Raw genomic sequence first — 21,362 nt, 5'->3', positions numbered from 1 at the left:
CGCCGATGATCGCCAGCATTCTGATTGCCGTGGTTGCGGCCATCCATATTTACATCGTCATTCTGGAAATGCTGCTGTGGGAAAAACCAGCTGGCCGAAAGGCCTTCGGTCTTTCGGCGGATTTTGCCCGGCAGACGAAAGTACTGGCCGCCAATCAGGGACTGTATAACGGTTTTCTCGCAGCGGGGCTGATCTATGGGCTGATGCAGGGCGATGAAGGGCTGAGCTTCAAGGTTTTCTTCCTGACCTGCGTTCTGGTGGCCGGTATTTTCGGCGCCATCACCGCCAATATGAAGATCCTGTTCATTCAGGCATTGCCGGCATTGTTCGCGCTCGGCTTCCTTTGGATCGGAGCATGAACCGATGAGCGCATGGAACGATCACAGCGCAAAAGACGCCCTCAACCGGATTTTCATGGCGGCAGTGGCAAGCGCCGATCCGGCAAAGGTGCTGCAACACCACCTTCCCTCCCCGCCCAAAGGCCGCTGCGTGGTGGTGGGCGCCGGCAAGGCTTCGGCCGCCATGGCTGCCGCGCTCGAAGCGGCATGGCCGCATGTCGATCTTTCCGGTGTGGTGGTGACGCGTTACGGCCATGCCGTCCCGACTGCGCGCATCGAGATCATCGAGGCTTCCCATCCCGTGCCGGACGATAAAAGCGCGGAAGCGGCAAAACGCATTCTCGCAGCCGTTGAAGGCTTGACGGCGGACGACATGGTCATCGCGCTGATTTCCGGCGGCGGTTCGGCGCTGATGGTGGCACCGGCAGAAGGCATGACCCTTGCCGACAAGATGGCCGTCAATCGTGCCCTTTTGGCCAGCGGCGCGACGATTTCCGAAATGAACGCCGTGCGCAAACATCTCTCCCGCATCAAGGGCGGGCGGCTGGCGCTGGCTGCCAAACCGGCCAGGGTCGTTTCGCTGCTGATTTCCGATGTACCGGGAGACGATCCCTCCGAAATCGCTTCCGGCCCGACGGTTGCCGATCCGAGCGATATTGAAAGCGTGCGGGAAATCGTCTCCCGTTATGCGCTCGATCTTCCCGAAAACGTGCGCAAGGTGCTGGAAAAAGGCGAGGAAACCCCCAAGGCGGGCGATATCGAGGAGGATATCCGGCTCATCGCCGCCCCTTCGCTCGCCCTGCAGGCGGCGGCGGATGAGGCGGTGAAACTCGGGCTTACGCCGCTCATCCTCGGAGATTCGCTGGAGGGTGAATCAAAAGATGTCGGCGCTGTCATGGCCGGCATCGCGCTTTCCGCCAGCCGTAAGGGCCTGCCGGTGAAAGGCCCGGCCGTGCTGCTTTCCGGCGGCGAAACCACAGTGACAATCGGCAAGGGACCGGCCGGCAAGGGCGGCCGCAATACGGAATTCCTGCTGAGCCTTGCGCTGACGCTGAAGGGTGCGGACGGCATCTGGGCCATTGCCGGCGATAGCGACGGCATAGACGGCGTGGAGGATGCGGCAGGTGCGGCGGTGACACCGGACACGCTTGCCCGCATGCGCGAAGCCGGTGTCGATCCGCGCCAATCGCTCGTGAGCCACGACAGCTACACCGCTTTCAGGGCAGCAGGAGACCTTGTCGTGACGGGGCCGACGCTGACGAATGTGAATGATATCCGCGCGATTTTGATCGGGTGATAGCGGAGAAGTTCGCAACGATTACGGGCTTTCCCGCGCGTGGATCGCGGAGGGAAGACGTTTTGACTATGCCCTCCGACAGGAGTAATCTGGCGGGATATCCTTTGGAGCCTCAGCCATGCGTCCTGGAGTGCTCATACTTGGCCTGGTCATGGCCCTTATTCCGACTTTGGCGGATGCCCACAATTGCAAATGCCGAAATCGCGGCGTCATGTTCCAGCTCGGCCAGACATCCTGCCTGAAGGTCGATGGCGGCTCTTATCTCGCGCGCTGCGAGATGAAGCTCAACGTTTCGTCCTGGACCAAGCTTCAGGACGGTTGCCCCATAACGGATAGGGTGCAGACGACATCGTCTAGCGCTTATCAATATTATCAATAAGTCTTGCACCCTAGTCCACGAAGGAGCGAGCGCATGCCACTTGTTTCTTCTCCCCGCCGGGGAGAAGTCCGCGGCAGCGGGATGAGGGGGCAAGGGTCGAGATATTCGGCAACGTTGCCCCCTCATCCGACCCTTCGGGCCACCTTCTCCCCGGCGGGGAGAAGAAACCGTGCCGCGCGCCCCCGCGCACAATCTTACAGCTTCACCCAGCCGCCATTCTTCTTGCCGGACTCGATGCAGGCCGTGACGAAAGCGACACCTTTAACCCCGTCGTCCACGGTCGGGTAAATCACCGCCTTGTCGAGCGCCGAGCCGCTGCGGCGGGCTTCGATGGCATGCGCCGCCTCGGTATAGATGGTGGCGAACGCTTCGAGATAACCTTCCGGGTGGCCGGACGGAATTCGGGTGACGCGCGCTGCGGCAGCCCCTGCCCCGGCGCCGCCGCGGGTGATCAACTGCTTGGGTTCGCCAAGCCTCGTGAACCAGAGATAGTTCGGGTCCGCCTGCGTCCACTCGATACCGGCCTCGTCGCCATAAACACGAACCTTCAGCCCGTTTTCGTGACCGACCGCAACCTGGCTGCACCAGAGCAGCCCCTTGGCCGCCTGCTTGCCGCCCTTTTGCTTGAAGCGCAGCATCACATGCGCATTGTCGTCCAGCCGTCGGCCTTCGACAAAGGTGTGCACATCTGCCGCCAGCTCATCCGCTTCCAGACCGGAAATGAAGCAACCGAGATTATAGGCATGGGTGCCGATATCGCCGGTGGAGCCGCCGACGCCCGATTGCGCCGGATCGGTGCGCCAGACGGCCTGTTTCGCGCCGGTCTGCTCCACTGCTTCCGTCAGCCAGTCCTGCGGATATTCCATCTGCACCAGACGGATATTGCCGAGTTCACCGGCCTCCACCAGTTCCCGCGCGTGCCGCACCATGGGATAGCCGGTATAATTATGCGTCAGGATGAACAGGGCATCGGCCTTGTCGGCCACCTGCTTCAGCTTTTTGGCGTCCTCCAGATTGGAGGTCAGCGGCTTGTCGCAGATGACATGGATGCCGCGCTCCAGAAACGCCTTGGCGGCCGGATAATGCACATGGTTGGGCGTAACGATCGCCACCGCCTCGATGCCATCCTCGCGCAGCGCTTCCTTTTCGGCCATTTCCTCGAACGAACCGTAACAACGTTCGGGATCGAGCCCCAGCTCACGGCCGGAGGCTAGGGATTTTTCCGGCGTCGAGGACAGGGCCCCCGCCACGAGATCGAAGCGATTGTCGAGTCGCGCGGCCATGCGGTGAACGCCGCCGATAAATGCGCCCGAACCGCCACCCACCATGCCAAGGCGAATCCGCCTGTTCGCCTTGTCGGTTGTCTTTCCTTCAATAGCCATAATATCTCCCCTGAAATGCTCTCAAAGCCCAAGCATACGGCGGTTGGCCGCATCGTCCGTGCCGCTCGATGCGAAATCGTCAAAGGCTTTTTCCGTGACACGGATGATATGCGCCTTCACGAATTCGGCTCCTTCCCGAGCACCGTCTTCAGGGTGCTTCAGCGCGCATTCCCATTCGACCACGGCCCAGCCATCGAAATCATTGGCCGCCATTTTGGAGAATACGGCACCGAAATCCACCTGCCCGTCGCCCAGCGAACGGAACCGGCCCGCGCGGTTCACCCAGCCCTGATAACCGCCATAAACGCCCTGCCGCCCGGTCGGATTGAACTCCGCATCCTTGACGTGGAACATCTTGATGCGGTCTTTGTAAATGTCGATATTGTCGAGATAATCGAGGCATTGCAGAATGTAATGCGACGGATCGTAAAGCATGTTGGCACGCTTGTGGTTCTTCACCCGCTCCAGGAACATCTCGAACGTCACGCCATCATGCAGGTCTTCGCCGGGGTGGATTTCGTAGCAGACATCCACGCCCTGCTCATCGGCGTAATTGAGGATCGGCGTCCAGCGTTTCGCCAGCTCGTCGAAGGCTGTTTCCACCAGACCAGCCGGGCGCTGCGGCCACGGGTAGACGAAGGGCCAGGCAAGCGCTCCGGAGAAGGTCGCATGCGCCTTGATGCCGAGATTCTTCGACGCTTTCAGCGCCAGCTTCACCTGCTCCACCGCCCATTGCTGGCGGGCCTTCGGATTGCCGCGCACTTCAGGCGCTGCAAAACCGTCGAACGCCTCGTCATAGGCCGGGTGAACGGCAACCAGCTGGCCCTGCAGATGGGTGGAAAGCTCGGTCACCTCGACACCGTTCTGGCGCGCGACCCCGGCAAATTCGTCGCAATAATCCTTCGATTCCGCCGCTTTTTTGAGATCGATCAGCTGTCCGGCCCATGTCGGCACCTGCACACCGGCATAGCCCTTTTCCGCCGCCCATTTGGTAATGCCGTCCCAGCTGTTGAAAGGTGCGGCATCGCCGGCAAACTGGCCGAGAAAAAGACCCGGTCCCTTGATCGTTCTCATAAAAATCTCCTCCTGCATCGATACAGTTTCGCGGTAATCCGCTTTTTCCCAAGCGCCAAGCTAACCGCTCGTGATTTTCAAACAAGCCCCAAAAGCGGAGGGACGAGAGAATTTCCGCATTTCGTTGAAAATGCTGAAGGCGCTTAAAGCGCCAGTCCGCTCGCCCTGTCGAAGACGTGCACACGCTCATGGTGCACGGTGGCAGCAAAGGGAGTGTTGACCTTGACCGGCTGCTCGCCATCCACCACCGCCGTCACATGATCGCCCGCCAGTTCGAAGATCACATGGGTCTGTGCGCCGGTCGGCTCCACCAGCAGCGTCCGGCCGGAGAGCGACACATCACCGCCGATGGCCGAGCCGATATGTTCCGGCCTCAAGCCAATCGTCACCGGCTGGCCGCGTTTCACCTTTCGGGAGGCGGCAATGCGGATCGCGGTTCCGTCCTTCAGCCGGGCCGCCGGCTGGTCTCCCTCGCCATCGACCACGCATTCGATGAGGTTCATGGCCGGCGAGCCGATGAAGGCGGCGACGAAGAGATTGGCGGGCGTCTTGTAGAGCTCGAGCGGCGTGCCCTGCTGTTCGATGCGACCGTGATTGAGCACCACGACCCGATCCGCCAGTGTCATCGCCTCGATCTGGTCATGGGTGACATAGATGGAGGTGGTGCCGACCTTCTGATGAAGCGCCTTGATTTCGCTGCGCATCTGCACGCGAAGCTTGGCGTCGAGGTTGGACAACGGCTCATCGAACAGGAAGACGGCCGGATTGCGCACCACCGCGCGGCCCATGGCGACACGCTGGCGCTGGCCACCGGAGAGTTGCGAGGGCTTGCGATCCAGAAGCTTGCCGAGATCGAGCATGCGAGCGGCTTCCGCCACGCGCTCCTCGATGACATTTTTCGGCTGGCCGGCAAGCTTCAGGTTGAAGCCCATGTTTTCCGCCACCGTCATATGCGGATAAAGCGCATAGGACTGGAACACCATGGCGATGTTGCGCTCACGCGGGGTCATGCCATTGACCACCTTGTCTCCGATGAGAATATCTCCATCGGTGATTTCCTCCAGCCCGGCGATCATACGCAAAAGCGTGGACTTGCCGCAGCCCGAAGGCCCGACCAGGGCGATGAATTCACCGTCCGCAATATCGAGCGAGATCCCGTGAATGACATCAAGCGCGGCATAGGACTTGCGGATATCCCTAAGTTCGACGGAAGCCATGTTTTGCTCCTTTCACGTCACGATTTGACGGCACCGGCCGTCAGGCCCGCGATGATGTGTTTCTGTGCGAGGAAGAAGACGATGACGGTCGGCAGGATCGTCAGCGTGATGAAGGCGAGAACGAGCTGCCATTCGGTACCGAATTCGCCGCGATAGACCATGATGCCGAGTGGCCAGGGATATTTCGATTCCGAGTTCAGCATGATGAGCGGCAGGATATAGCTGTTCCAGCTGCCAACGAAGGAAACGATGCCGACGGTCGCCACGATCGGCCGCGAGAGCGGCACGGAAATGTGCCAGAAGAAGCGCAGATAACCGCACCCATCCACGAAGGCGGCCTGAAACAGCTCCTCCGGCAGATTGCGGAAATAATTGCGGAACAGGAGAATGCTCATGCCAAGCCCGAAGGCCACCTGCGGCAGCACCACCCCCCAATAGGTGTCGAGCAGGCCGAGATCGCGGATGCGGATAAACAACGGCAGGATGGCGGTGGCCGCCGGGAACATCAGTCCCAGCAGGAAATAATTCAGCAGAAAAGATGAGCCGAAGAACTTCACATGCGCGAAGGTGAAGGCGGCCATGGCCGAGACGGTCAGCGTCAGGAACACCGTCAACAGCGCGATGACCAGCGAATTGAAGATTTGCAGCCAGTAGCGTTTTCCGAAGAGAATATCGCCATAATTGGCCCATTGCCATTCGGCCGGGATGCCGAACGGGTTCACACGCAGGTCTCCCAGCGTCTTGAAGCCGCCAAGCGCGGTGGTGAGCAACGGGATGAGCACGATGGCCGCGATCAGGCTCAGCGATATATAAAGGTAGAGCTTGGTTTGCAGCGGCATGCGGACGGAGGTGGATGTGTCAGTCATGGCGCATGAAAATCCTTTTGTAACCGAAGGCGAGCGTCACGCAGATGACGAAGAGAACGACGCCGACCGCGCTGCCAAGCCCCACCTGCATGCGCATGACGCCGTAGGTGTATAGGAAGGTGACCATGGTCTGCGTGGAGTTGGACGGCCCGCCGCCGGTGAGCGGCATGATCATGTCGAAGAGCTGCAGCGAGCCGATGACCGCAAAGAAGACGGACAGGCGAACGGTGGAGCCGAGCATCGGCAAGGTGACGTATCGGAATTTCTGCCAGCCGGAAGCGCCATCGATTTCGGCGGCTTCCAGCACATTCTTGTCGACGGATTGGAGGCCGGCGATGAACAGCATCATGTGAAAGCCGAAATATTTCCAGACGATGACGCCGAGCACGGCATAGATCGCCACATCCTTATCGGCCAGCACATAGGGATTGGCGAAACCGAAGAAATTGGAAATGGCGGCAAACAGGCCATAATCGCCATCATAAACGAAACGCCAGATCAGACCCGCCGCGACGTCAGCGAGAACGTAAGGCAGAAAGAACACCAGGCGGAAGGCGACGACGCCGGGAATGCGGTGCGCCAGCATCATGGCGAGCCAGATGGCCAGCGGAATCTGAATCAGGATCGAAATGAGGATGATGAGGCCGTTATTGATCAGGGCCTGGGAGAATGCGGCATTGCCGAAAAGCACCTGGAAATTCTTCAGGCCGACAAAATCGGTCGGCGTGCCGTAGCCGTTCCAGCGGTAAAGGCTGTACCACGCCGCCTCGCCCATGGGCAGGATGACGAACAGGGTAAAGAGCAGCAGTGCGGGCGGCAGGAAGACCAGAAGGGTCAGCGCCCGGTCATGCGCGACCGAGCTTTGCTTGCGCTTTGTCTTCGCCGCGCCGCGCGCCGGTATGGACGCAGAAGTCATGGAAATATCCGTCATCTCTATCCGCTTTCATGGAGGCAGATAAGCAGCGCCGCACATTCGCGGCGCCGCCATGGAAACCAGATCAGCGCAGTTCGAATGCGTCCTGAATCTGCTGGGCACCCTCTTCGGCAGTCATCTGGCCGGAAACGATCTCAACCGAGATATCGTTGACGACACGACCGACGGCAGCGCCGAGCGTCTGGTCGAAGAAGTTCTGGTGCCAGGTGGAAGCAGCCAGCTGCTTGGCGGAATCCGCCAGCAGCGGGTTCTTCACCGCACCGGCAGCCCCTGTGGCAACCGGCAGGATCATACCGGCGGTCGCCATTTTCTCTTCGCTTTCCTTGCTGGTAAGGAAGGTGGCGAAATCGATCGCTTCCTTGGACGCGTTTTTCGTGACAGCCCAGCCGTTCAGGCCGCCCAGCGTATCTGTGGCCTTGCCCGCACCGCCCTCGACAACCGGGAAGGCGAAGCGGCCGATATTGTCTGCGGCCAGCCCCTTGCCGTCACCGGCATTCTTGCGCTGGTTGGCTTCCGTATTGTCGAAACCGAGAATAATCGCTGCCTTGCCGTCACCGAAGACACCGAGCGCCTGTGGCCAGGTGGAGCCGAGATAACCGGGCTGGAAGGGTTCGAGCTTGCCGAACTCGGCCAGCTGTTCACCCGCCTTGATGATCGCCGGATCCATGAAACCTTCGCCTTCGCCCTTGCGGGCGGCATCGAACACGGCCTGCCCGCCATTGCGCATGACGAGATAGCTCCAGTAGAAATGGATCGGCCATTTTTCACCGCCGCCACCGGCAATCGGGACGATGCCCGCTTCCTTGATCTTCTTGACCGTGGCGCTGAAATCGTCCCAGGTCTTGATGTCCTCGGCCTTCACGCCGGCCTTGGCAAACAGCTCCTTGTTGTAAAAGAAGCTGACGAGGCTGACACGGTAAGGCACGGCCCAGACCTTACCGTCGAAAGACAGGCCGTCGATTGCGGATGTATTATAGGCCTGCCGCAGCTTGCCCCCATTGGCGTCGAAAACCTCGGTCAGATCCTTCAGTGCACCGGTCTTGGACTGTTCCTCAAGGACGCCGCCACCCCAGCTATAGAAGAAATCCGGCACGTCGTTGGATTGCAGCAGCGTCGGCAATTTCGCCTTGAAAGCCTCGTTTTCGAGGAACTGCAGCTGAATATCGACATCGGGGTGCTTGGCCTCGTATTCCTTGGCGATCTCCTCCCAGACAGCCACGGATTTCGGGTCCAATTCCACATGCATCCATTTAACGACGGTCGCCGCCGAGGCGCTGGCCGCGCCGAGCATCAGGGCTATGCTTGTCGTTGCGGCAAAAGCGATCCGCCTGCCGCTCAGGCTTGCGCCTGCGTGCCAATAGGTCATGTTCGTGATCCTCCCTGGGGTTCCTCACCATTTATTCCCCAATGCGGATTAATTCACCTCACACCCTGCCCAATGTCAAGGCGGGTTGCTGATTTTTTACCCTGATGGCTTGACACACCCCTCCCGGCAGACGTTATTTAATCCGCAATCCGATATAAATTCGTTTTAGATCGAAGCCGATCGCAGCAGGACCCCATGAAGACCGCAGACCCAGAATTAATGCGCGCGATCAACAGGCTGAGCGTGCTGGACAGCATCCGCCGCCATGGGCCGATCTCGCGGGTGGAAATCAGCGAAAGAACTGAGCTTTCCACCACCACCGTCTCGGCGATCACCGCCTCGCTGCTCGATGACGGGCTTATCCTCACCCGTCATATCGGCGATATCCGCACCGAAGGCGCACGCGGCAGGCCGCGCGTGATGCTGGAACTGAACCCGGATGCCGCCCGCGTGGTGGGCGCCAAGATCGCCGCAAGCCGCATGGTCTTCGTCGTTACTGATTTCTGCGGCAACGTCCTTTCAACGCTTGCACTACCGATCCGTGTCGACCGTCAGCCCATCGGCGTCATCGCCGATCTTGTGGAGGACGGGGTGCGGCGCTGCGTCGTCGATGCCGGTCTTTCGCTGGAAGATGTGGACATGGTCTGCCTGGGCCTGCCCGGCGTCATCGAGCATCGCACCGGGAAAATTCGCAGCAGCCCGATTTTACGCGAAGTGAACGTCAATTTCGCCGAGGAAATGACCGCGCGGCTGAATTCGCCGACCATCATAGAAAGCGACGCCCACGCCATCACGCTCGCCCATCACTGGTTCGGCCATGCGCGCGATCTGGAAGACATGGTGCTGATTTCGCTCGAACAGACGCTGGGGCTTGGCGTGCTGCACCAGAACCAGCTTTTTCGCGGCGCTGGCGGGCTCAGCCACAATCTCGGCGACCTCGTCATCGGCCTTGCCAATGAGGGCACGGTGCGGCTGGCGAGCCAGGCGGGCGAAAACGCCATCCTGGGCTCCCGCCCGGCGGATGGGCGCTTTGCCGAGGCGATCCGGCTCGGCCGCGGCATGCAGCATGCCCATGCATTGATTGCGGCGGAAGACCACGACCTCATCGCGGCAGCCTTGCGCGCCGGCGCAGCGCTCGGCCTGACGCTTGCCAATATCGTCACGCTGTTTGCGCCGCCACGGGTCATCATCACCGGCTCCAGCCTCGAGCTCGGAGAACCCTTCATCGCCAGTATTCGTGACAGCTACAACGCCGCCGTGCCGCCTTCGCTGGCCGGCGTCGCCGAGCTGGTTTTCGACATTGCGAGCGACGAATTATGGGCGCAGGGGGCTGCGGCCGTCGCGCTTTACGAGCTTTACGAATCGCCATGGAACACCACGGGACCGGCGCTTTAACCCACGGGTTGAGCACGGGCTTCGGCATTTCTGATTTACGGGAGGAAATCACATGAACAGGGTCGGTATCGGCATCATCGGCTGCGGCAACATCTCCAGTGCCTATCTCAAGGCCATGGCGTCGTTTCCCATTCTCGACATTCGCGGTCTTGCGGATATGAACGAGGAGGCCGCAAAGGCCCGCGCCGATGAATTCGGCCTCCAGGCAACCAGCATCGACGCGCTTCTCTCCGATCCTTCCGTGGAGATCATCGTCAACCTGACCATTCCCAAGGCGCATGTGGAAGTTGGTCTGCGCGCGCTGGACGCGGGCAAACACGCATATTCCGAAAAACCGCTCGGTATCAATTTCGCCGAGGGCAAGCGGCTTGCGGATGCGGCAAAGGCAAAGGGCCTTCGCATCGGCTCGGCCCCGGATACTTTCCTCGGCGGCGGGCACCAGACCGCACGCCGGCTGATCGATGAGGGCGTGCTCGGCCAGCCGGTCGGTGGAACGGCCACCTTCATGTGCCCCGGCCACGAGCGCTGGCACCCCAACCCGGCCTTTTATTACGAGGTCGGCGGCGGGCCGATGCTGGATATGGGGCCCTATTACATCACCGATCTCGTCAACCTGTTCGGCCCGGTCGCCAGGGTTGCGGGCTTTGCCATCGCGCCGCGCAATGAACGCCTCATTACCAGCGAGCCGAAGAACGGTGAAAAAATCCCCGTCCACGTCGCCACACATGTGTCCGGCGTGCTGGCTTTTGAGAACGGCGCCGTGGTGCAGGTGGGCATGAGCTTCGATGTGGCGGGCCACAAACACGTGCCGCTGGAACTCTATGGCACCGAAGGCACGTTGATCGTCCCCGATCCAAACTATTTCGGCGGCGAGGTGCAATTGCTGAAAAAGGGCGGCCAGTTCGAGCCGCAGGCGCTGTCGTCCCCCTATGCCGACGGCAATTATCGTTCGATAGGCGTAGCGGATATGGCCCATGCGATCCGCGAGAACCGTCCGCATCGTGCCAATGGCGATCTTGCCCTGCATGTGCTGGAGGTGATGGAAGCCTTCCAGACCGCATCGGACACCGGCACCGCCGTTTCCATCACCACCAAGGCGGAGCGCCCTGCTCCGCTTGAAACATCGCTGGTCAACGGCCAGCTCGGCAAATAATTCGGAGGAGGAAATAAATGCGCGAAGCACTCATCGTCTGGGGCGGCTGGAGCGGCCACGAGCCGCAGGAATGCGCCACCATCGTCAAGGACATGCTGGAGGAGGACGGTTTCAAGGTCTATGTGGAGCACTCAACCGAGGCCTTCGCCGATCCTTCGGTGCATGATCTGAGCCTCGTGGTGCCCATCGTCACCATGTCGAAGATCGAAAAGGAAGAGATCAAGAACCTGACGGCCGCCGTGGAAAACGGCGTCGGCATTGCCGGTTTTCATGGCGGTGCGGGCGACAGTTTCCGCGAATGCGTCGAATATCAGTTCATGATCGGCGGCCAGTGGGTCGCCCATCCCGGCAATATCATCGACTACCACGTCAACATCACCCGCCCCGACGACCCGCTGATGGAGGGGATTTCCGATTTCCCCTATACGTCGGAGCAATATTACATGCATGTCGACCCCTCCAACGAGGTTCTCGCGACGACGAAGTTTACAGGTGAGCACGCATGGTGGATCGACGGCGTGGTGATGCCGGTTGTCTGGAAACGCAAATACGGCAAGGGCCGGGTCTTCTATTCGGCGCTCGGCCATCAGGCCAAGGAGTTTTCCGTGCCGCAGATGAAAACCATGTTCCGCCGTGGCGCGAATTGGGCGGCGCGTTGAGGTTGTCGGTAGGAGGCGGCCAAGTACTCTCTCCGTCATGCCGGACCTGATCCGGCATCCAGCAGCCGCGCGTCTGCGCGGCGTCAGGAGTCTTTCACGATCAAGGACTTGATCGCGCTGGACCCCGGATCAAATCCGGGGTGACGGAGAATGGCTGTGTGAACCGCCCTCTCCTCAGCCGCGAATAATCTCTTCCGCCGCCATCGCCGCGCTGAGCACATGATCGTCCGTGCCGTGCAGGCCGGAAAGCAGCAGGCCGACCGGCATGCCCGCATCGCCCGTTCCGCAGGGGATCGAAACACCGCAGAGATCGAAAAAATTGCCGATCTGGGTGTTACGCAGGGTCTTCGCATTCATGGCGAAAAAGGCATCGTCACTCTCGAGAAGCGGCGCGACTTTGGCCGCGACATGCGGCAATGTCGGCGATACCAGCAGCTCTTGCCTGCCAATCATGCCGGAAAACGCCGCCGTCACGCGTTCGCGCGCGTCGATGATGGCGATATAGTCCGGCAGGGAAATATTCGCGCCGAGCCCTGCTCTGGCCACCACGCGCGGGTCCATGCGGGCGGCGTCGGCACCTTCCAGCCGGGTCTTGTGCAGGGCGAAGGCCTCAGCCGTCACCAGCGCACCCTTTTCCCTGATAAGATCGAACAGTTCCGAAAAAATCGGGAATGCCTGCCGCCGCACCGAAGCGCCGGCGCGGACGAGACGTTCCACCGCCTGCTCGAAAGCGGCTGCGACGCCATCCTCGATGCCATCGAAAAAGACAGTTTCCGGCACCACCAGAGACAGGCCGGAAAGGGGTGCGCGCGTGAGATCGGCAGTCGCCTTGCCGCGCATGGCGGCATCCACCCAGACGGCGTCCTGTACGGTGTGCGTGAGCGGGCCGAGAGAATCAAGGCTTTTCGCCAAGGGATAAACGCCGCGCATCGAATAACGGCCACGACTTGCCTTATAGCCCACCACGCCGTTGAAGGCGGCGGGAATACGCACCGATCCACCGGTATCGGTGCCGATCGCCACCGGCACCAGACCGGCAGCCACGGCGACGCCCGCACCCGACGAAGAGCCGCCCGGCAGACGGTGACCATCCGTAGAAGCAGGATTGCGGGGCGTACCGTAGTGCGGATTGATGCCGAGACCGGAAAACGCGAACTCGCTCATATTGGTCCGGCCGATGCAGATCATGCCCGCCTGTTTCAGCGCCGTCACCACATCCGCGTCGCGCGACGCAGGCTTATCGTTGGCAAGCACCGTCGATCCGGCCGTGGTCGCCATGCCTTCAAGGTCAAACAGGTCCTTCCAGGCCACCGGAATACCATCGAGCACACCACAGGAACGGCCATCACCAAGGCGTTTTGCCGCGGCTTCCGCCTCCGACATCGCACGCGCTGCCGTCAACTCGACAAAAATCGCCTGATCGTCCTCTCCGCCGATCGCATCCAGCGTCTCTTCCACCAGGGCACGCGGATCGAGATGGCCGCTCTGGATGAGAACGGAAAGCTGCGCGATGCTTTTGCCTTTATGAGCCATGATATCTTCCCTGAAAGCGGCATGTTGCGCACAACATGCCGTTTATCAGCCAGTTGGCAAGGCCAATCGCCGCGCTATCGATGACAGACATACCGGATCGGGAAACATGGCGGAGATCGCAGAATTTTGGAGTTTATCCTTGACGATTCATTTCTAACCTCCGATTTTTTCAACCTGAGGTGCAGGAACGCCATCTCTTATATAAGCTACGACTATAAAAAGACGGATTAATTCTTAATCGCATCTAAACTTTGTTGAATTATTTAGCAGACAGCATTGAAATGCATGCCCTATAAAATTCCATAAAACAATTATAACGCGACATCGCGGGGGACTATCGCGAATGGAAGAGACTGCCTATCGCGGGACAGATAGACAGGTTGAACCGGGCCACACGCTTCGCTCGCCAACGCAGCCGGAAACAGGCCGGTTTTCGCGGCGGCGTTCGCTCGCCAGCAAGATAACCCTGATATTCCTCGGCGGCGTGATCTTTTCCTACAGCATCGGTGCGCTTGTCGGCTGGTATATGTTCGTCGCCGCCGCCAGCGAGCAATGGCTCAACCAGGCCCGCGTTAATTCGCAGATCGCCAGCGCCACGCTTCGCAGCATCTACACTTATGTCAGCGTCACCGCCGATGCCGACGGGCAGGTCAACGGCATATTGACCGACAAACCCATCGGCGACGACGAATCCATTCTCGTCACCGGCTTCAACCCCAGCGATGTTCTCGCGCTTATCGGCGCACAGACCAAGAATGCCGTCTGGCTTTTCCGTTATGACGAGGCAGATTCCGGCTTCCGGCAGATCGCGGCGGCTTTCGACAACGCCACCGATGACGATGAAAAGCCGCTCGCCACCGATCCCATCTTTTCCCGGGATGCGGTCGCCGCGCGTTTTTCCACCGGTTTTGCGACCATCGGCGAATCCAGCCATTATATCGGCCTGCTGCCTATCATCAGCACGGAAACGAAGAAACCCATCGGCGCGGTCGCCGTCAGCATCGGCGGCTCGGACGCGCTTTATGGCGCGCAGCGCAAGCTCATCTATAATTCGCTCGCCGCGCTGATCGTGGTATTGACTGTCACCGGCGTGCTTGTGACCGTCATCGCCCGGCATTTCCTGAAACCGGTCCCGGCGCTGGTGCAGGCGACGCTTCGGATCGCCCGCGAGGAAACGGATGTCGCCACGCCGTTTCAGGAGCGGCGGGACGAGATCGGCGACATGGCCACCGCCATCGAGACGTTGCGTGAGGCGGTTCTGGAACGCGGACGCCTGCGGCAGATTCGCGATATGGCGCAGCAGCTGGAACATATGGCCCATCACGATGCGCTGACCGGACTTCCAAACCGCGTGCTGCTGATGAAGACACTGGAAAACCGTCTCGAACAGCTTGCCGCGTCAGGCCAGCCGTTCAATGTCATGCTGCTCGATCTGGACCGATTCAAGGCCGTCAATGACACACTCGGACACGCCGCCGGCGATTCCCTGCTGGTGGCGGTGGCCTCACGGATTTCCGCCGTGCTGGGTGAAAACGACATGGTAAGCCGTCTCGGCGGCGACGAATTCGCGATCATACAATCGGCAAATGGCGACTGCGAGAGCGATGCGGCGATGCTGGCCGCGCGGGTGGTCCATGCCGTCTCGCGCAGTTTCGGTCTCGAAGGCAGCGATATCAGCATCGATACCAGCATCGGCATCGCCTGCGCGCCGGGCCACGGCACATCCGCAACGCAGCTTCTGCAACATGCCGATCTCGGCCTTTACCGGGCGAAATCCATGGGCTGCGGCTATTTCGTCTTTTATGAGCCAGGCATGGACATGGCGGCGCAACACAAGCATGCGCTGGAAATAGACATGAAATCCGCGCTCGAAAACCAGGAATTCGAGCTGCACTACCAGCCGGTTGTCAATCTGCAGAGCGGTCGCATTGTCGCTTATGAAGCGCTGGCCCGCTGGCGACACAGCAAGCTTGGCCTCATCGCACCGGACCGCTTCATCGCGCTTGCCGAAGAAAACAACTTCATCAAGCCGTTGGGCGAGTGGGTTCTGGCGCAGGCCTGCAGGGATGCGATGACATGGCCGAAGGATATCAGGCTCGCCGTCAATCTATCCGCCGTTCAGCTCAGCAATGACGACATCGTACCGATAGTGGACCGGGCGCTTGAAACATCCGGCTTCCCGGCGGAACGGCTTGAACTGGAAGTGACGGAAACGGTCATGCTGGAGCGCGACAACAGCGCCCGAGCCCTGAAACTGCTGAAGGAAAGGGGCGTTCGCCTCGCGCTTGACGATTTCGGCACCGGTTATGCGGGGCTCAGCACGCTCACCCATGTCGCCTTCGACAAGATCAAGATCGACCGGGAATTCGTCTCCGGCCTGCCGTCCAATCCGATGTGTTCCGCCATCGTCAACACCGTCATCGACATGGCTGAACAGATCGGCCTGAAGGTCACCGCCGAGGGCGTTGAAAACAGGGAGCAGGTCGAAGCGCTCAAGCTTTCCGGCTGCGACGAAGCGCAGGGTTATTATTTTGCCGAGCCCGCGCCGCTTGCCCGAATTCTCAAGAACCGCGCCGTCATCGCGCCGATTGCGAAGGATGAATTCGGCGATCTCGGTCGTCCGACACAGGAAACCTATTGCCCGCCACAAAAAGCCATTTGAGAAACCGGCCGCCGGCCCAGAGGACATAAAATGCGTCTTTCAGTATTTTGCCTTTTCCTCACATGCCTTGCTCCCATCACGCCTCTCCAGGCTGCCGGCGAAGGCAATACGCTTCAGCAGATCGCCAAAACCGCAAAGATCCGCATCGGCTATCGCGAAGCCGAACCGCCCTTTTCCTATCAGTTGCCGAATGGGGAGGTCACCGGTTTCTCGACCGATCTTTGTCGGGCGATCAGCGAAGATATTCGCAGGAAGCTGAAGCTCGACAGGATCGAACTCGAATACGTCAAGGCGACGCCCGCGACCCGTTTCATCCTTGTCCGCGGCGGCCAGATCGACATTGAATGCGCGGCCACGACCAACAATAGCGAACGCCGCAAGATCGTGGATTTCTCCTATCCCAACTTCATGACCGCGACGCAGTTTCTCTCCCGCAAACAGGACAATCTGAAAAGCCTTGCCGATCTAGCCGGGCGGTCCGTTACATCCGCCTCCGGCACGGTCAATATCGAGCAGCTCAATGCCGTGAACCGGGCAAAGAACCTCAATATCTCTGTGATGCCGACGAAAACCAATGAGGAGGCCTTCGAACTCGTGGTTTCCGGCAAGGCCTCCGCCTTTGTCATGGATGGCATATTGCTCGCGGCGCTGGCGGCGACATCTGAGAATCCGGACCTCTATGCGCTTTCTGAGGAAACGCTGAGCGCCCCCGAACCCTATGGCCTGGTTTTCCGGCGCAACGACCCCGGTTTCAAGGCGGCGGTCAATGAAAGCCTTCGGCATATTTTCACCGGGCCGGTCATTCATGGCCTTTATGAAAAGTGGTTCACCAAGCCCATTCCCCCAAACGGCATGAACCTGAACCTGCCGATGGCCGCCTCTCTGAAACAGGCATACGAACATCCGAGCGAATACCAGGACTGAGAGCGCAAGCCGTCCACCCGTATAGATTTTCATGAGAATGTTTTGACAGATTATTTGGCTGGAGATGCGCGATGCAGAGATCGACACTATGGCTTATGCTCGTTTTTTCAAGTCTTCTTCCCGCCCAGGCGGTGAGCGAGGATGCCCAACCGCCGACACTTGAAACCATCGCCAGAACCGGCACCATCAAGCTCGGTTACGCCGATCGCAATATTCCCTTTTCCTATCTCGGCGCCGGCCCGGAGCCTATCGGCTACAGCATCGAGCTATGCCTGAGAGTGGCGGATTCCATCAAGAAAAAGCTCGGCCTGCCGGAACTGAAGGTCGAGTTCGTCAAGCGCACGCCCAGCAACCGCATCATGCTTCTCAATGACGGTACGATGGACATGGAATGCGTGGCGAGCACGAATACGGAAGAGCGGCGCAAGGCCGTGTGGTTCTCCTACAGCCACTTCATCACCGGCACCCGTTATGTGGCGCTGAAATCGAGCGGCCTGAACACCGTCGCCGATCTCGCCGGGCGAACGGTGGTGGTGACGACGGGAACCATCAACATAACCCAACTCAACGTGCTCAATCGCAAACTGGGGCTGAACGTCGCTGTTCTGCAAAATGACAGCACCGAGGGCAGTTTTGACATGGTAACGGAAAACCGTGCCTCGGCCTTCGTCATGGACGACATACTTCTGCGATCCTTCGTTGCCGAGACCGGCAAGCCGGAAGACTACGTCATCTCCGACGAATATCTTGCCCCGCCGCAGCCCTATGGCCTGATGCTCCGCCACGGCGATACCGGCTTCCGCGACGCCGTCAACGAAGCGCTCGGCCAAATCTATGAGAGCGGCGAAATCGATAAAATCTACGACAAATGGTTCAACGCGCCGATTCCGCCAAACGGCATCAACCTGAAGCGCCCGCTGCCCGGCGATCTGGCGGAGGCATTTCGAAAACCCGTCGATACGACAGCGGAATAAAAACGCCGCCGGTGGCGGGCGGCGTTTTTTTCAAGACGTATCTTACGCGGCGCGCAGATCGGCACCCAGAGGAATCTCGACATCGATCTCCAAGATGGAGACATGCTCGTCGCGATCCATCTTCACATGCACGCGATCATTGTCGATCTGCACATGTTTGGCGATGACGCCGAGAATTTCTTCCCTGAGGATGGCGACCAGATCGGAGCCGGAGGATGCCCTTTCGTGGGCGAGCAGCACCTGCAGGCGTTCGCGCGCAAGCGGTGCCGACTTCTGTTTGCGGAAAAGACTGAAGATGCTCATGCAGCCCTCCTTGCGAAGATCTTGGAGAAGATGCCACGCTTCTCGCCCGGAATGACCACCGGAATATCCTCACCGGACAGGCGGCGGGCGGCGTCAAAATAAGCCATGGCCGGCGCGCAGCGGGCGTCGGCCAGCGTAACAGGAGCACCGACGTTCGAGGCCCGCAGCACATCCGTGCTTTCGGGAATGATGCCGAGCAGCGGAATGGAGAGAATTTCCAGAACGTCGTCGACCTTCAGCATATCGCCACGCTCGGCGCGGGAAGCGTCGTAACGCGTCAGAAGCAGATGCTTCTCCATGCGCTCGCCGCGTTCCGCCTTCAGCGTCTTGGAATCCAGCAGACCGATGATGCGGTCGCTGTCGCGCACCGAGGAGACTTCCGGATTGGTGACCACGACGGCCACATCCGCATGGCGCATGGCCAGCGTCGCGCCGCGTTCGATGCCGGCGGGGCTGTCGCAGATCACCCAGTCGAAGTGCTTCTTCAGCTCGTTGATGACCCATTCGACACCTTCCGGCGTCAGATTGTCCTTGTCGCGCGTCTGCGAGGCAGGCAGCAGGAACAGCGTCTCGAGGCGCTTGTCGCGGATCAGCGCCTGCGTCAGCTTGGCATCGCCCTGGATGACGTTGACGAGATCGTAAACCACGCGGCGTTCAGCACCCATGACGAGATCGAGGTTGCGCAGGCCGACATCGAAATCGACGACCACGACCTTCTCCTTGTTCTGCGCCAGTGCGGCGCCAAGCGCTGCGGTCGAGGTGGTCTTTCCCACCCCGCCCTTGCCGGAAGTTACAACGACTACCTTCCCCATATGGCTCTCCTGTTCCTGTGTTGTTTCTCTGTTATCAGCCTAGCTTTGCGGCCTTGATCGTATCGTTTTCCAGCCAGAGCTGAACGGGCTGGCCGCGCAGCTTGTCGTCAATGTCCTCGGCCACCTTGTAGACGCCGTCGATGGCCAGAAGCTCCGCTTCGAGCTTGCGGCAGAAGATGCGCGCCGAAACATTGCCGAGCGAACCGGCCATGGCGCGACCGCGCAGGGCGCCGTAAATATGCACCGAACCGCCGGCGATGATTTCCGCCCCCGAGGCGACCGAACCGATGACGGTCACGTCACCCTCGGGAAACATGATCGACTGGCCGGAGCGAACCGGCTCGTTGATGACCAGCGACGGCACGACGGCCCTGACCTCACCGGCAGTGCGCGGCTTTTCCTCCGGCAACTCGGCAGCGATGGCGACCGGCTCAACCTCGACATCGGAAGCGGGCTTTCCGCCCTTCAGCGACGGCGGCATGCCCGGCTCGATCATCGAGGGGCGAACGCCCTCGATACCCATGATGCCGACATTGCGCTCCGTCAGCGCCGCCAGCAGCTCCTTCAGCCCCGCCTTGTCGAGCGACAGCTCCGACACATCCAGAACCACCGGACGCGACAGGAAGAAGCCCGCTGAACGGGCGGCTAGATCATCGAGCCTTTCCAGCCATTGATCGACCGGAGATTCGGGAGACAGGACGACTGCGAGGAAGGAGCGGCCTTTGATACGGATCGAACGCTGGTCTGTTAGCACTTTGGTCATCTTGGTAAACAAATCGTTGACAATTAGGTACCTCGAATATGGTTAACAAATGGTTAACGCCGCCCCTGAAGCGGCGGACTCGTTAAGAAAATTCCGCTCCGAAAAACCTCATGCGAAACATTCAAAATCCATCATTACCTCTTGATTTAACGCGTTTCCGGCACTTGTGAAAACTCACGATAGCAGCTCATCCTTGCTGCAACCTGACGCCCGTCATCGCGAGATGGGCACGCCATGTCCCCTACCCCAACCCGGCGAGTCGCGGAACCCGCAACGTCCGATTCCGGGACAACATCCACCTTCGGCCAGATGACCGCATTATGCCTTCGAGGTGGAAAAGCGATTCCGTTATCTCCGGCGATGCTGTAGAGACAGGCGTCCCGACAGCTTCAACGGAAGAATGAGATGCACAGCAAAGTCCCGCCGCAGAACCAGATATTTTCGCAAGACTATGCGGCCTTCCTGTTCGACATGGATGGAACATTGCTCAACTCGATTGCGGTGGTGGAGCGGGTCTGGCGTGAATGGGCCGTGGACAACGGCATAGAGCCGAACGCTTTCCTGCAGCGCATCCATGGCATGCGCGCGTCGGAAGTGGTGCGCCGCGAAGCCGTTCCCGGTCTGGATGTCGCGGAACAGGCGGCGATGCTGCTGCAGAAGGAAATGGACGATGTCGACGGCATCCTCCAGATTCCCGAGGCTGCCGCATTTCTCGAAAAATTGCCGGCCGGCAAATGGGCCATCGTCACCTCCGCCGCCCGCGCACTCGCCGAGCGCCGACTGGCGGCCGCAGGCCTCACCCCGCCTGCGGTGATGATCTGCGCCGAGGACGTGGTGAACGGCAAGCCTGATCCGGAAGGATATAAAAAGGCGGCGAAAAAGCTCGGCGTCGCGCCTGAAAACTGTGTCGTCTTCGAGGACGCCCCCGCCGGAATTCAGGCCGGGGAAAGCATGGGCGCCACCGTGGTCGTCATCAACGCCACCCACTCCCATCTCATCGAAACGCCGCATCTTTCCATTGGCGGATATGGTGAGCTGGATGTCGTCATCGGCGAGAACGGCGCCCTGAGGCTCGCGGGTGGCAGGGGCTGAAAAGCCGATCTTTCTATCGGCTAACAAGCCATCCCACCCGGCGTCATCCTCGGCCTGTCCCGAGGATCTAACCACCTATCGTAAAACTGACCGGTAGCAGATGCTCGGGACAAGCTCACTACTGTCCGGTTTAAATTTGCGGCCATTGGAAGGCCATCTGGTTTTGGTTTGTGGGTTTGTCTGGTGGCGGGTTTAGAAGCCGATCGGTGCGTCGCCGGTGCATGAGGTTTGCGCGTACC

The 21,362-nt window shown here is 60.0% G+C and carries 20 protein-coding genes; 10 read left to right on the top strand and 10 right to left on the bottom strand.

Going from position 1 to position 21,362, the window contains the following annotated elements:
- Positions 1-5 precede the first annotated feature (5 nt).
- The 3 genes from ACQZ40_RS20280 to ACQZ40_RS20270 all read left to right on the top strand — a co-directional run bounded on the left by ACQZ40_RS20280 (position 6) and on the right by ACQZ40_RS20270 (position 2,014).
- Positions 6-359: a DUF1304 domain-containing protein gene (locus ACQZ40_RS20280; RefSeq protein ID WP_078052716.1), complete on the top strand. Its 354-nt coding sequence runs from the start codon at positions 6-8 to the stop codon at positions 357-359.
- A 4-nt stretch (positions 360-363) separates the two neighbouring features.
- Positions 364-1,635, top strand: a complete 1,272-nt coding sequence (locus ACQZ40_RS20275; protein WP_174036764.1) for a glycerate kinase type-2 family protein — start codon at positions 364-366, stop codon at positions 1,633-1,635.
- A 118-nt stretch (positions 1,636-1,753) separates the two neighbouring features.
- Positions 1,754-2,014, top strand: a complete 261-nt coding sequence (locus ACQZ40_RS20270; RefSeq protein WP_174036765.1) for a hypothetical protein — start codon at positions 1,754-1,756, stop codon at positions 2,012-2,014.
- 194 nt (positions 2,015-2,208) lie between these two features.
- Here ACQZ40_RS20270 and ACQZ40_RS20265 read toward each other — a convergent pair whose 3' ends face one another.
- From ACQZ40_RS20265 to ACQZ40_RS20240, 6 genes are all read right to left on the bottom strand, one after another.
- Positions 2,209-3,396, bottom strand: a complete 1,188-nt coding sequence (locus ACQZ40_RS20265) for a Gfo/Idh/MocA family protein (protein WP_174036768.1) — start codon at positions 3,394-3,396, stop codon at positions 2,209-2,211.
- A 21-nt stretch (positions 3,397-3,417) separates the two neighbouring features.
- Complete coding sequence (locus tag ACQZ40_RS20260; protein ID WP_448748574.1) at positions 3,418-4,470, bottom strand: sugar phosphate isomerase/epimerase family protein; 1,053 nt, start codon at positions 4,468-4,470, stop codon at positions 3,418-3,420.
- Positions 4,471-4,613: 143 nt separating this feature from the next.
- On the bottom strand, positions 4,614-5,687 hold the full coding sequence (locus ACQZ40_RS20255) for an ABC transporter ATP-binding protein (protein WP_065655513.1): 1,074 nt from the start codon (positions 5,685-5,687) through the stop codon (positions 4,614-4,616).
- Positions 5,688-5,704: 17 nt separating this feature from the next.
- Entirely contained in the window at positions 5,705-6,553 is an 849-nt protein-coding gene (locus ACQZ40_RS20250) for a carbohydrate ABC transporter permease (RefSeq protein ID WP_078052712.1), read from the bottom strand.
- Entirely contained in the window at positions 6,546-7,484 is a 939-nt protein-coding gene (locus ACQZ40_RS20245; protein WP_078052711.1) for a carbohydrate ABC transporter permease, read from the bottom strand. The genes ACQZ40_RS20250 and ACQZ40_RS20245 overlap by 8 nt, the downstream gene beginning before the upstream one ends.
- Positions 7,485-7,551: 67 nt before the next feature.
- Entirely contained in the window at positions 7,552-8,853 is a 1,302-nt protein-coding gene (locus ACQZ40_RS20240; protein WP_078052710.1) for an ABC transporter substrate-binding protein, read from the bottom strand.
- A gap of 195 nt (positions 8,854-9,048) precedes the next feature.
- Here ACQZ40_RS20240 and ACQZ40_RS20235 point away from each other — a divergent pair, with 195 nt between their 5' ends.
- The 3 genes from ACQZ40_RS20235 to ACQZ40_RS20225 are packed head-to-tail and all read left to right on the top strand — an operon-like array spanning position 9,049 to position 12,060.
- Positions 9,049-10,248: an ROK family transcriptional regulator gene (locus ACQZ40_RS20235; protein WP_065655517.1), complete on the top strand. Its 1,200-nt coding sequence runs from the start codon at positions 9,049-9,051 to the stop codon at positions 10,246-10,248.
- A 52-nt stretch (positions 10,249-10,300) separates the two neighbouring features.
- Positions 10,301-11,401 carry a Gfo/Idh/MocA family protein gene (locus ACQZ40_RS20230; RefSeq protein WP_448748573.1) on the top strand — a complete coding sequence of 367 codons (1,101 nt, stop codon included), beginning with the start codon at positions 10,301-10,303 and terminating at the stop codon, positions 11,399-11,401.
- Between the two features lie 17 nt (positions 11,402-11,418).
- On the top strand, positions 11,419-12,060 hold the full coding sequence (locus tag ACQZ40_RS20225) for a ThuA domain-containing protein (protein WP_125146304.1): 642 nt from the start codon (positions 11,419-11,421) through the stop codon (positions 12,058-12,060).
- Positions 12,061-12,234: 174 nt separating this feature from the next.
- Here ACQZ40_RS20225 and ACQZ40_RS20220 read toward each other — a convergent pair whose 3' ends face one another.
- The gene (locus ACQZ40_RS20220) at positions 12,235-13,593 is read right to left on the bottom strand and encodes an amidase (RefSeq protein WP_448748572.1); all 1,359 of its coding nucleotides are present in this window, start codon (positions 13,591-13,593) and stop codon (positions 12,235-12,237) included.
- Between the two features lie 343 nt (positions 13,594-13,936).
- Here ACQZ40_RS20220 and ACQZ40_RS20215 point away from each other — a divergent pair, with 343 nt between their 5' ends.
- The 3 genes from ACQZ40_RS20215 to ACQZ40_RS20205 all read left to right on the top strand — a co-directional run bounded on the left by ACQZ40_RS20215 (position 13,937) and on the right by ACQZ40_RS20205 (position 18,153).
- Entirely contained in the window at positions 13,937-16,255 is a 2,319-nt protein-coding gene (locus ACQZ40_RS20215) for an EAL domain-containing protein (protein ID WP_448748571.1), read from the top strand.
- Positions 16,256-16,285: 30 nt separating this feature from the next.
- Entirely contained in the window at positions 16,286-17,179 is an 894-nt protein-coding gene (locus tag ACQZ40_RS20210) for an amino acid ABC transporter substrate-binding protein (RefSeq protein WP_065655521.1), read from the top strand.
- Positions 17,180-17,250: 71 nt separating this feature from the next.
- Positions 17,251-18,153 (top strand): amino acid ABC transporter substrate-binding protein, encoded by a 903-nt coding sequence (locus ACQZ40_RS20205; RefSeq protein WP_078052705.1) that lies wholly within the window; start codon positions 17,251-17,253, stop codon positions 18,151-18,153.
- A gap of 42 nt (positions 18,154-18,195) precedes the next feature.
- On the opposite strand, the gene minE is transcribed toward ACQZ40_RS20205, so the two are convergent.
- From minE to minC, 3 genes are read right to left on the bottom strand one after another with little or no spacing between them, the layout of a single operon-like run.
- Positions 18,196-18,456 (bottom strand): cell division topological specificity factor MinE, encoded by a 261-nt coding sequence (minE, locus tag ACQZ40_RS20200; RefSeq protein WP_020809474.1) that lies wholly within the window; start codon positions 18,454-18,456, stop codon positions 18,196-18,198.
- Positions 18,453-19,268 carry a septum site-determining protein MinD gene (gene minD, locus ACQZ40_RS20195; protein WP_003506498.1) on the bottom strand — a complete coding sequence of 272 codons (816 nt, stop codon included), beginning with the start codon at positions 19,266-19,268 and terminating at the stop codon, positions 18,453-18,455. Before minD ends, minE begins: the two co-directional genes overlap by 4 nt.
- Positions 19,269-19,302: 34 nt before the next feature.
- Positions 19,303-20,031 (bottom strand): septum site-determining protein MinC, encoded by a 729-nt coding sequence (minC, locus tag ACQZ40_RS20190; RefSeq protein WP_161987806.1) that lies wholly within the window; start codon positions 20,029-20,031, stop codon positions 19,303-19,305.
- A gap of 405 nt (positions 20,032-20,436) precedes the next feature.
- Between minC and ACQZ40_RS20185 the strand changes: the two genes are divergently transcribed.
- Positions 20,437-21,123 carry an HAD family hydrolase gene (locus ACQZ40_RS20185; RefSeq protein ID WP_065655524.1) on the top strand — a complete coding sequence of 229 codons (687 nt, stop codon included), beginning with the start codon at positions 20,437-20,439 and terminating at the stop codon, positions 21,121-21,123.
- Positions 21,124-21,362: the final 239 nt, after the last annotated feature.

The sequence above is a fragment of the Agrobacterium sp. 16-172Ci genome (assembly GCF_053522725.1).
The sequence above is the reverse complement of the archived record's forward strand: the minus strand, read 5'-3'. Positions and strand labels throughout refer to the sequence as shown.

Bases quoted from the DNA above. Each gene is read 5' to 3' on its own strand.
- ACQZ40_RS20205 (WP_078052705.1), top strand. From the start codon at position 17,251: ATGCAGAGATCGACACTATGGCTTATGCTCGTTTTTTCAAGTCTTCTT.
- ACQZ40_RS20270 (WP_174036765.1), top strand. From the start codon at position 1,754: ATGCGTCCTGGAGTGCTCATACTTGGCCTGGTCATGGCCCTTATTCCG.
- ACQZ40_RS20215 (WP_448748571.1), top strand. From the start codon at position 13,937: ATGGAAGAGACTGCCTATCGCGGGACAGATAGACAGGTTGAACCGGGC.
- ACQZ40_RS20260 (WP_448748574.1), bottom strand. From the start codon at position 4,470: ATGAGAACGATCAAGGGACCGGGTCTTTTTCTCGGCCAGTTTGCCGGC.
- ACQZ40_RS20230 (WP_448748573.1), top strand. From the start codon at position 10,301: ATGAACAGGGTCGGTATCGGCATCATCGGCTGCGGCAACATCTCCAGT.
- ACQZ40_RS20185 (WP_065655524.1), top strand. From the start codon at position 20,437: ATGCACAGCAAAGTCCCGCCGCAGAACCAGATATTTTCGCAAGACTAT.
- minD (WP_003506498.1), bottom strand. From the start codon at position 19,268: ATGGGGAAGGTAGTCGTTGTAACTTCCGGCAAGGGCGGGGTGGGAAAG.
- ACQZ40_RS20235 (WP_065655517.1), top strand. From the start codon at position 9,049: ATGAAGACCGCAGACCCAGAATTAATGCGCGCGATCAACAGGCTGAGC.
- minE (WP_020809474.1), bottom strand. From the start codon at position 18,456: ATGAGCATCTTCAGTCTTTTCCGCAAACAGAAGTCGGCACCGCTTGCG.
- ACQZ40_RS20210 (WP_065655521.1), top strand. From the start codon at position 16,286: ATGCGTCTTTCAGTATTTTGCCTTTTCCTCACATGCCTTGCTCCCATC.
- ACQZ40_RS20255 (WP_065655513.1), bottom strand. From the start codon at position 5,687: ATGGCTTCCGTCGAACTTAGGGATATCCGCAAGTCCTATGCCGCGCTT.
- minC (WP_161987806.1), bottom strand. From the start codon at position 20,031: ATGACCAAAGTGCTAACAGACCAGCGTTCGATCCGTATCAAAGGCCGC.
- ACQZ40_RS20225 (WP_125146304.1), top strand. From the start codon at position 11,419: ATGCGCGAAGCACTCATCGTCTGGGGCGGCTGGAGCGGCCACGAGCCG.
- ACQZ40_RS20245 (WP_078052711.1), bottom strand. From the start codon at position 7,484: ATGACGGATATTTCCATGACTTCTGCGTCCATACCGGCGCGCGGCGCG.
- ACQZ40_RS20265 (WP_174036768.1), bottom strand. From the start codon at position 3,396: ATGGCTATTGAAGGAAAGACAACCGACAAGGCGAACAGGCGGATTCGC.
- ACQZ40_RS20220 (WP_448748572.1), bottom strand. From the start codon at position 13,593: ATGGCTCATAAAGGCAAAAGCATCGCGCAGCTTTCCGTTCTCATCCAG.
- ACQZ40_RS20240 (WP_078052710.1), bottom strand. From the start codon at position 8,853: ATGACCTATTGGCACGCAGGCGCAAGCCTGAGCGGCAGGCGGATCGCT.
- ACQZ40_RS20280 (WP_078052716.1), top strand. From the start codon at position 6: ATGATCGCCAGCATTCTGATTGCCGTGGTTGCGGCCATCCATATTTAC.
- ACQZ40_RS20250 (WP_078052712.1), bottom strand. From the start codon at position 6,553: ATGACTGACACATCCACCTCCGTCCGCATGCCGCTGCAAACCAAGCTC.
- ACQZ40_RS20275 (WP_174036764.1), top strand. From the start codon at position 364: ATGAGCGCATGGAACGATCACAGCGCAAAAGACGCCCTCAACCGGATT.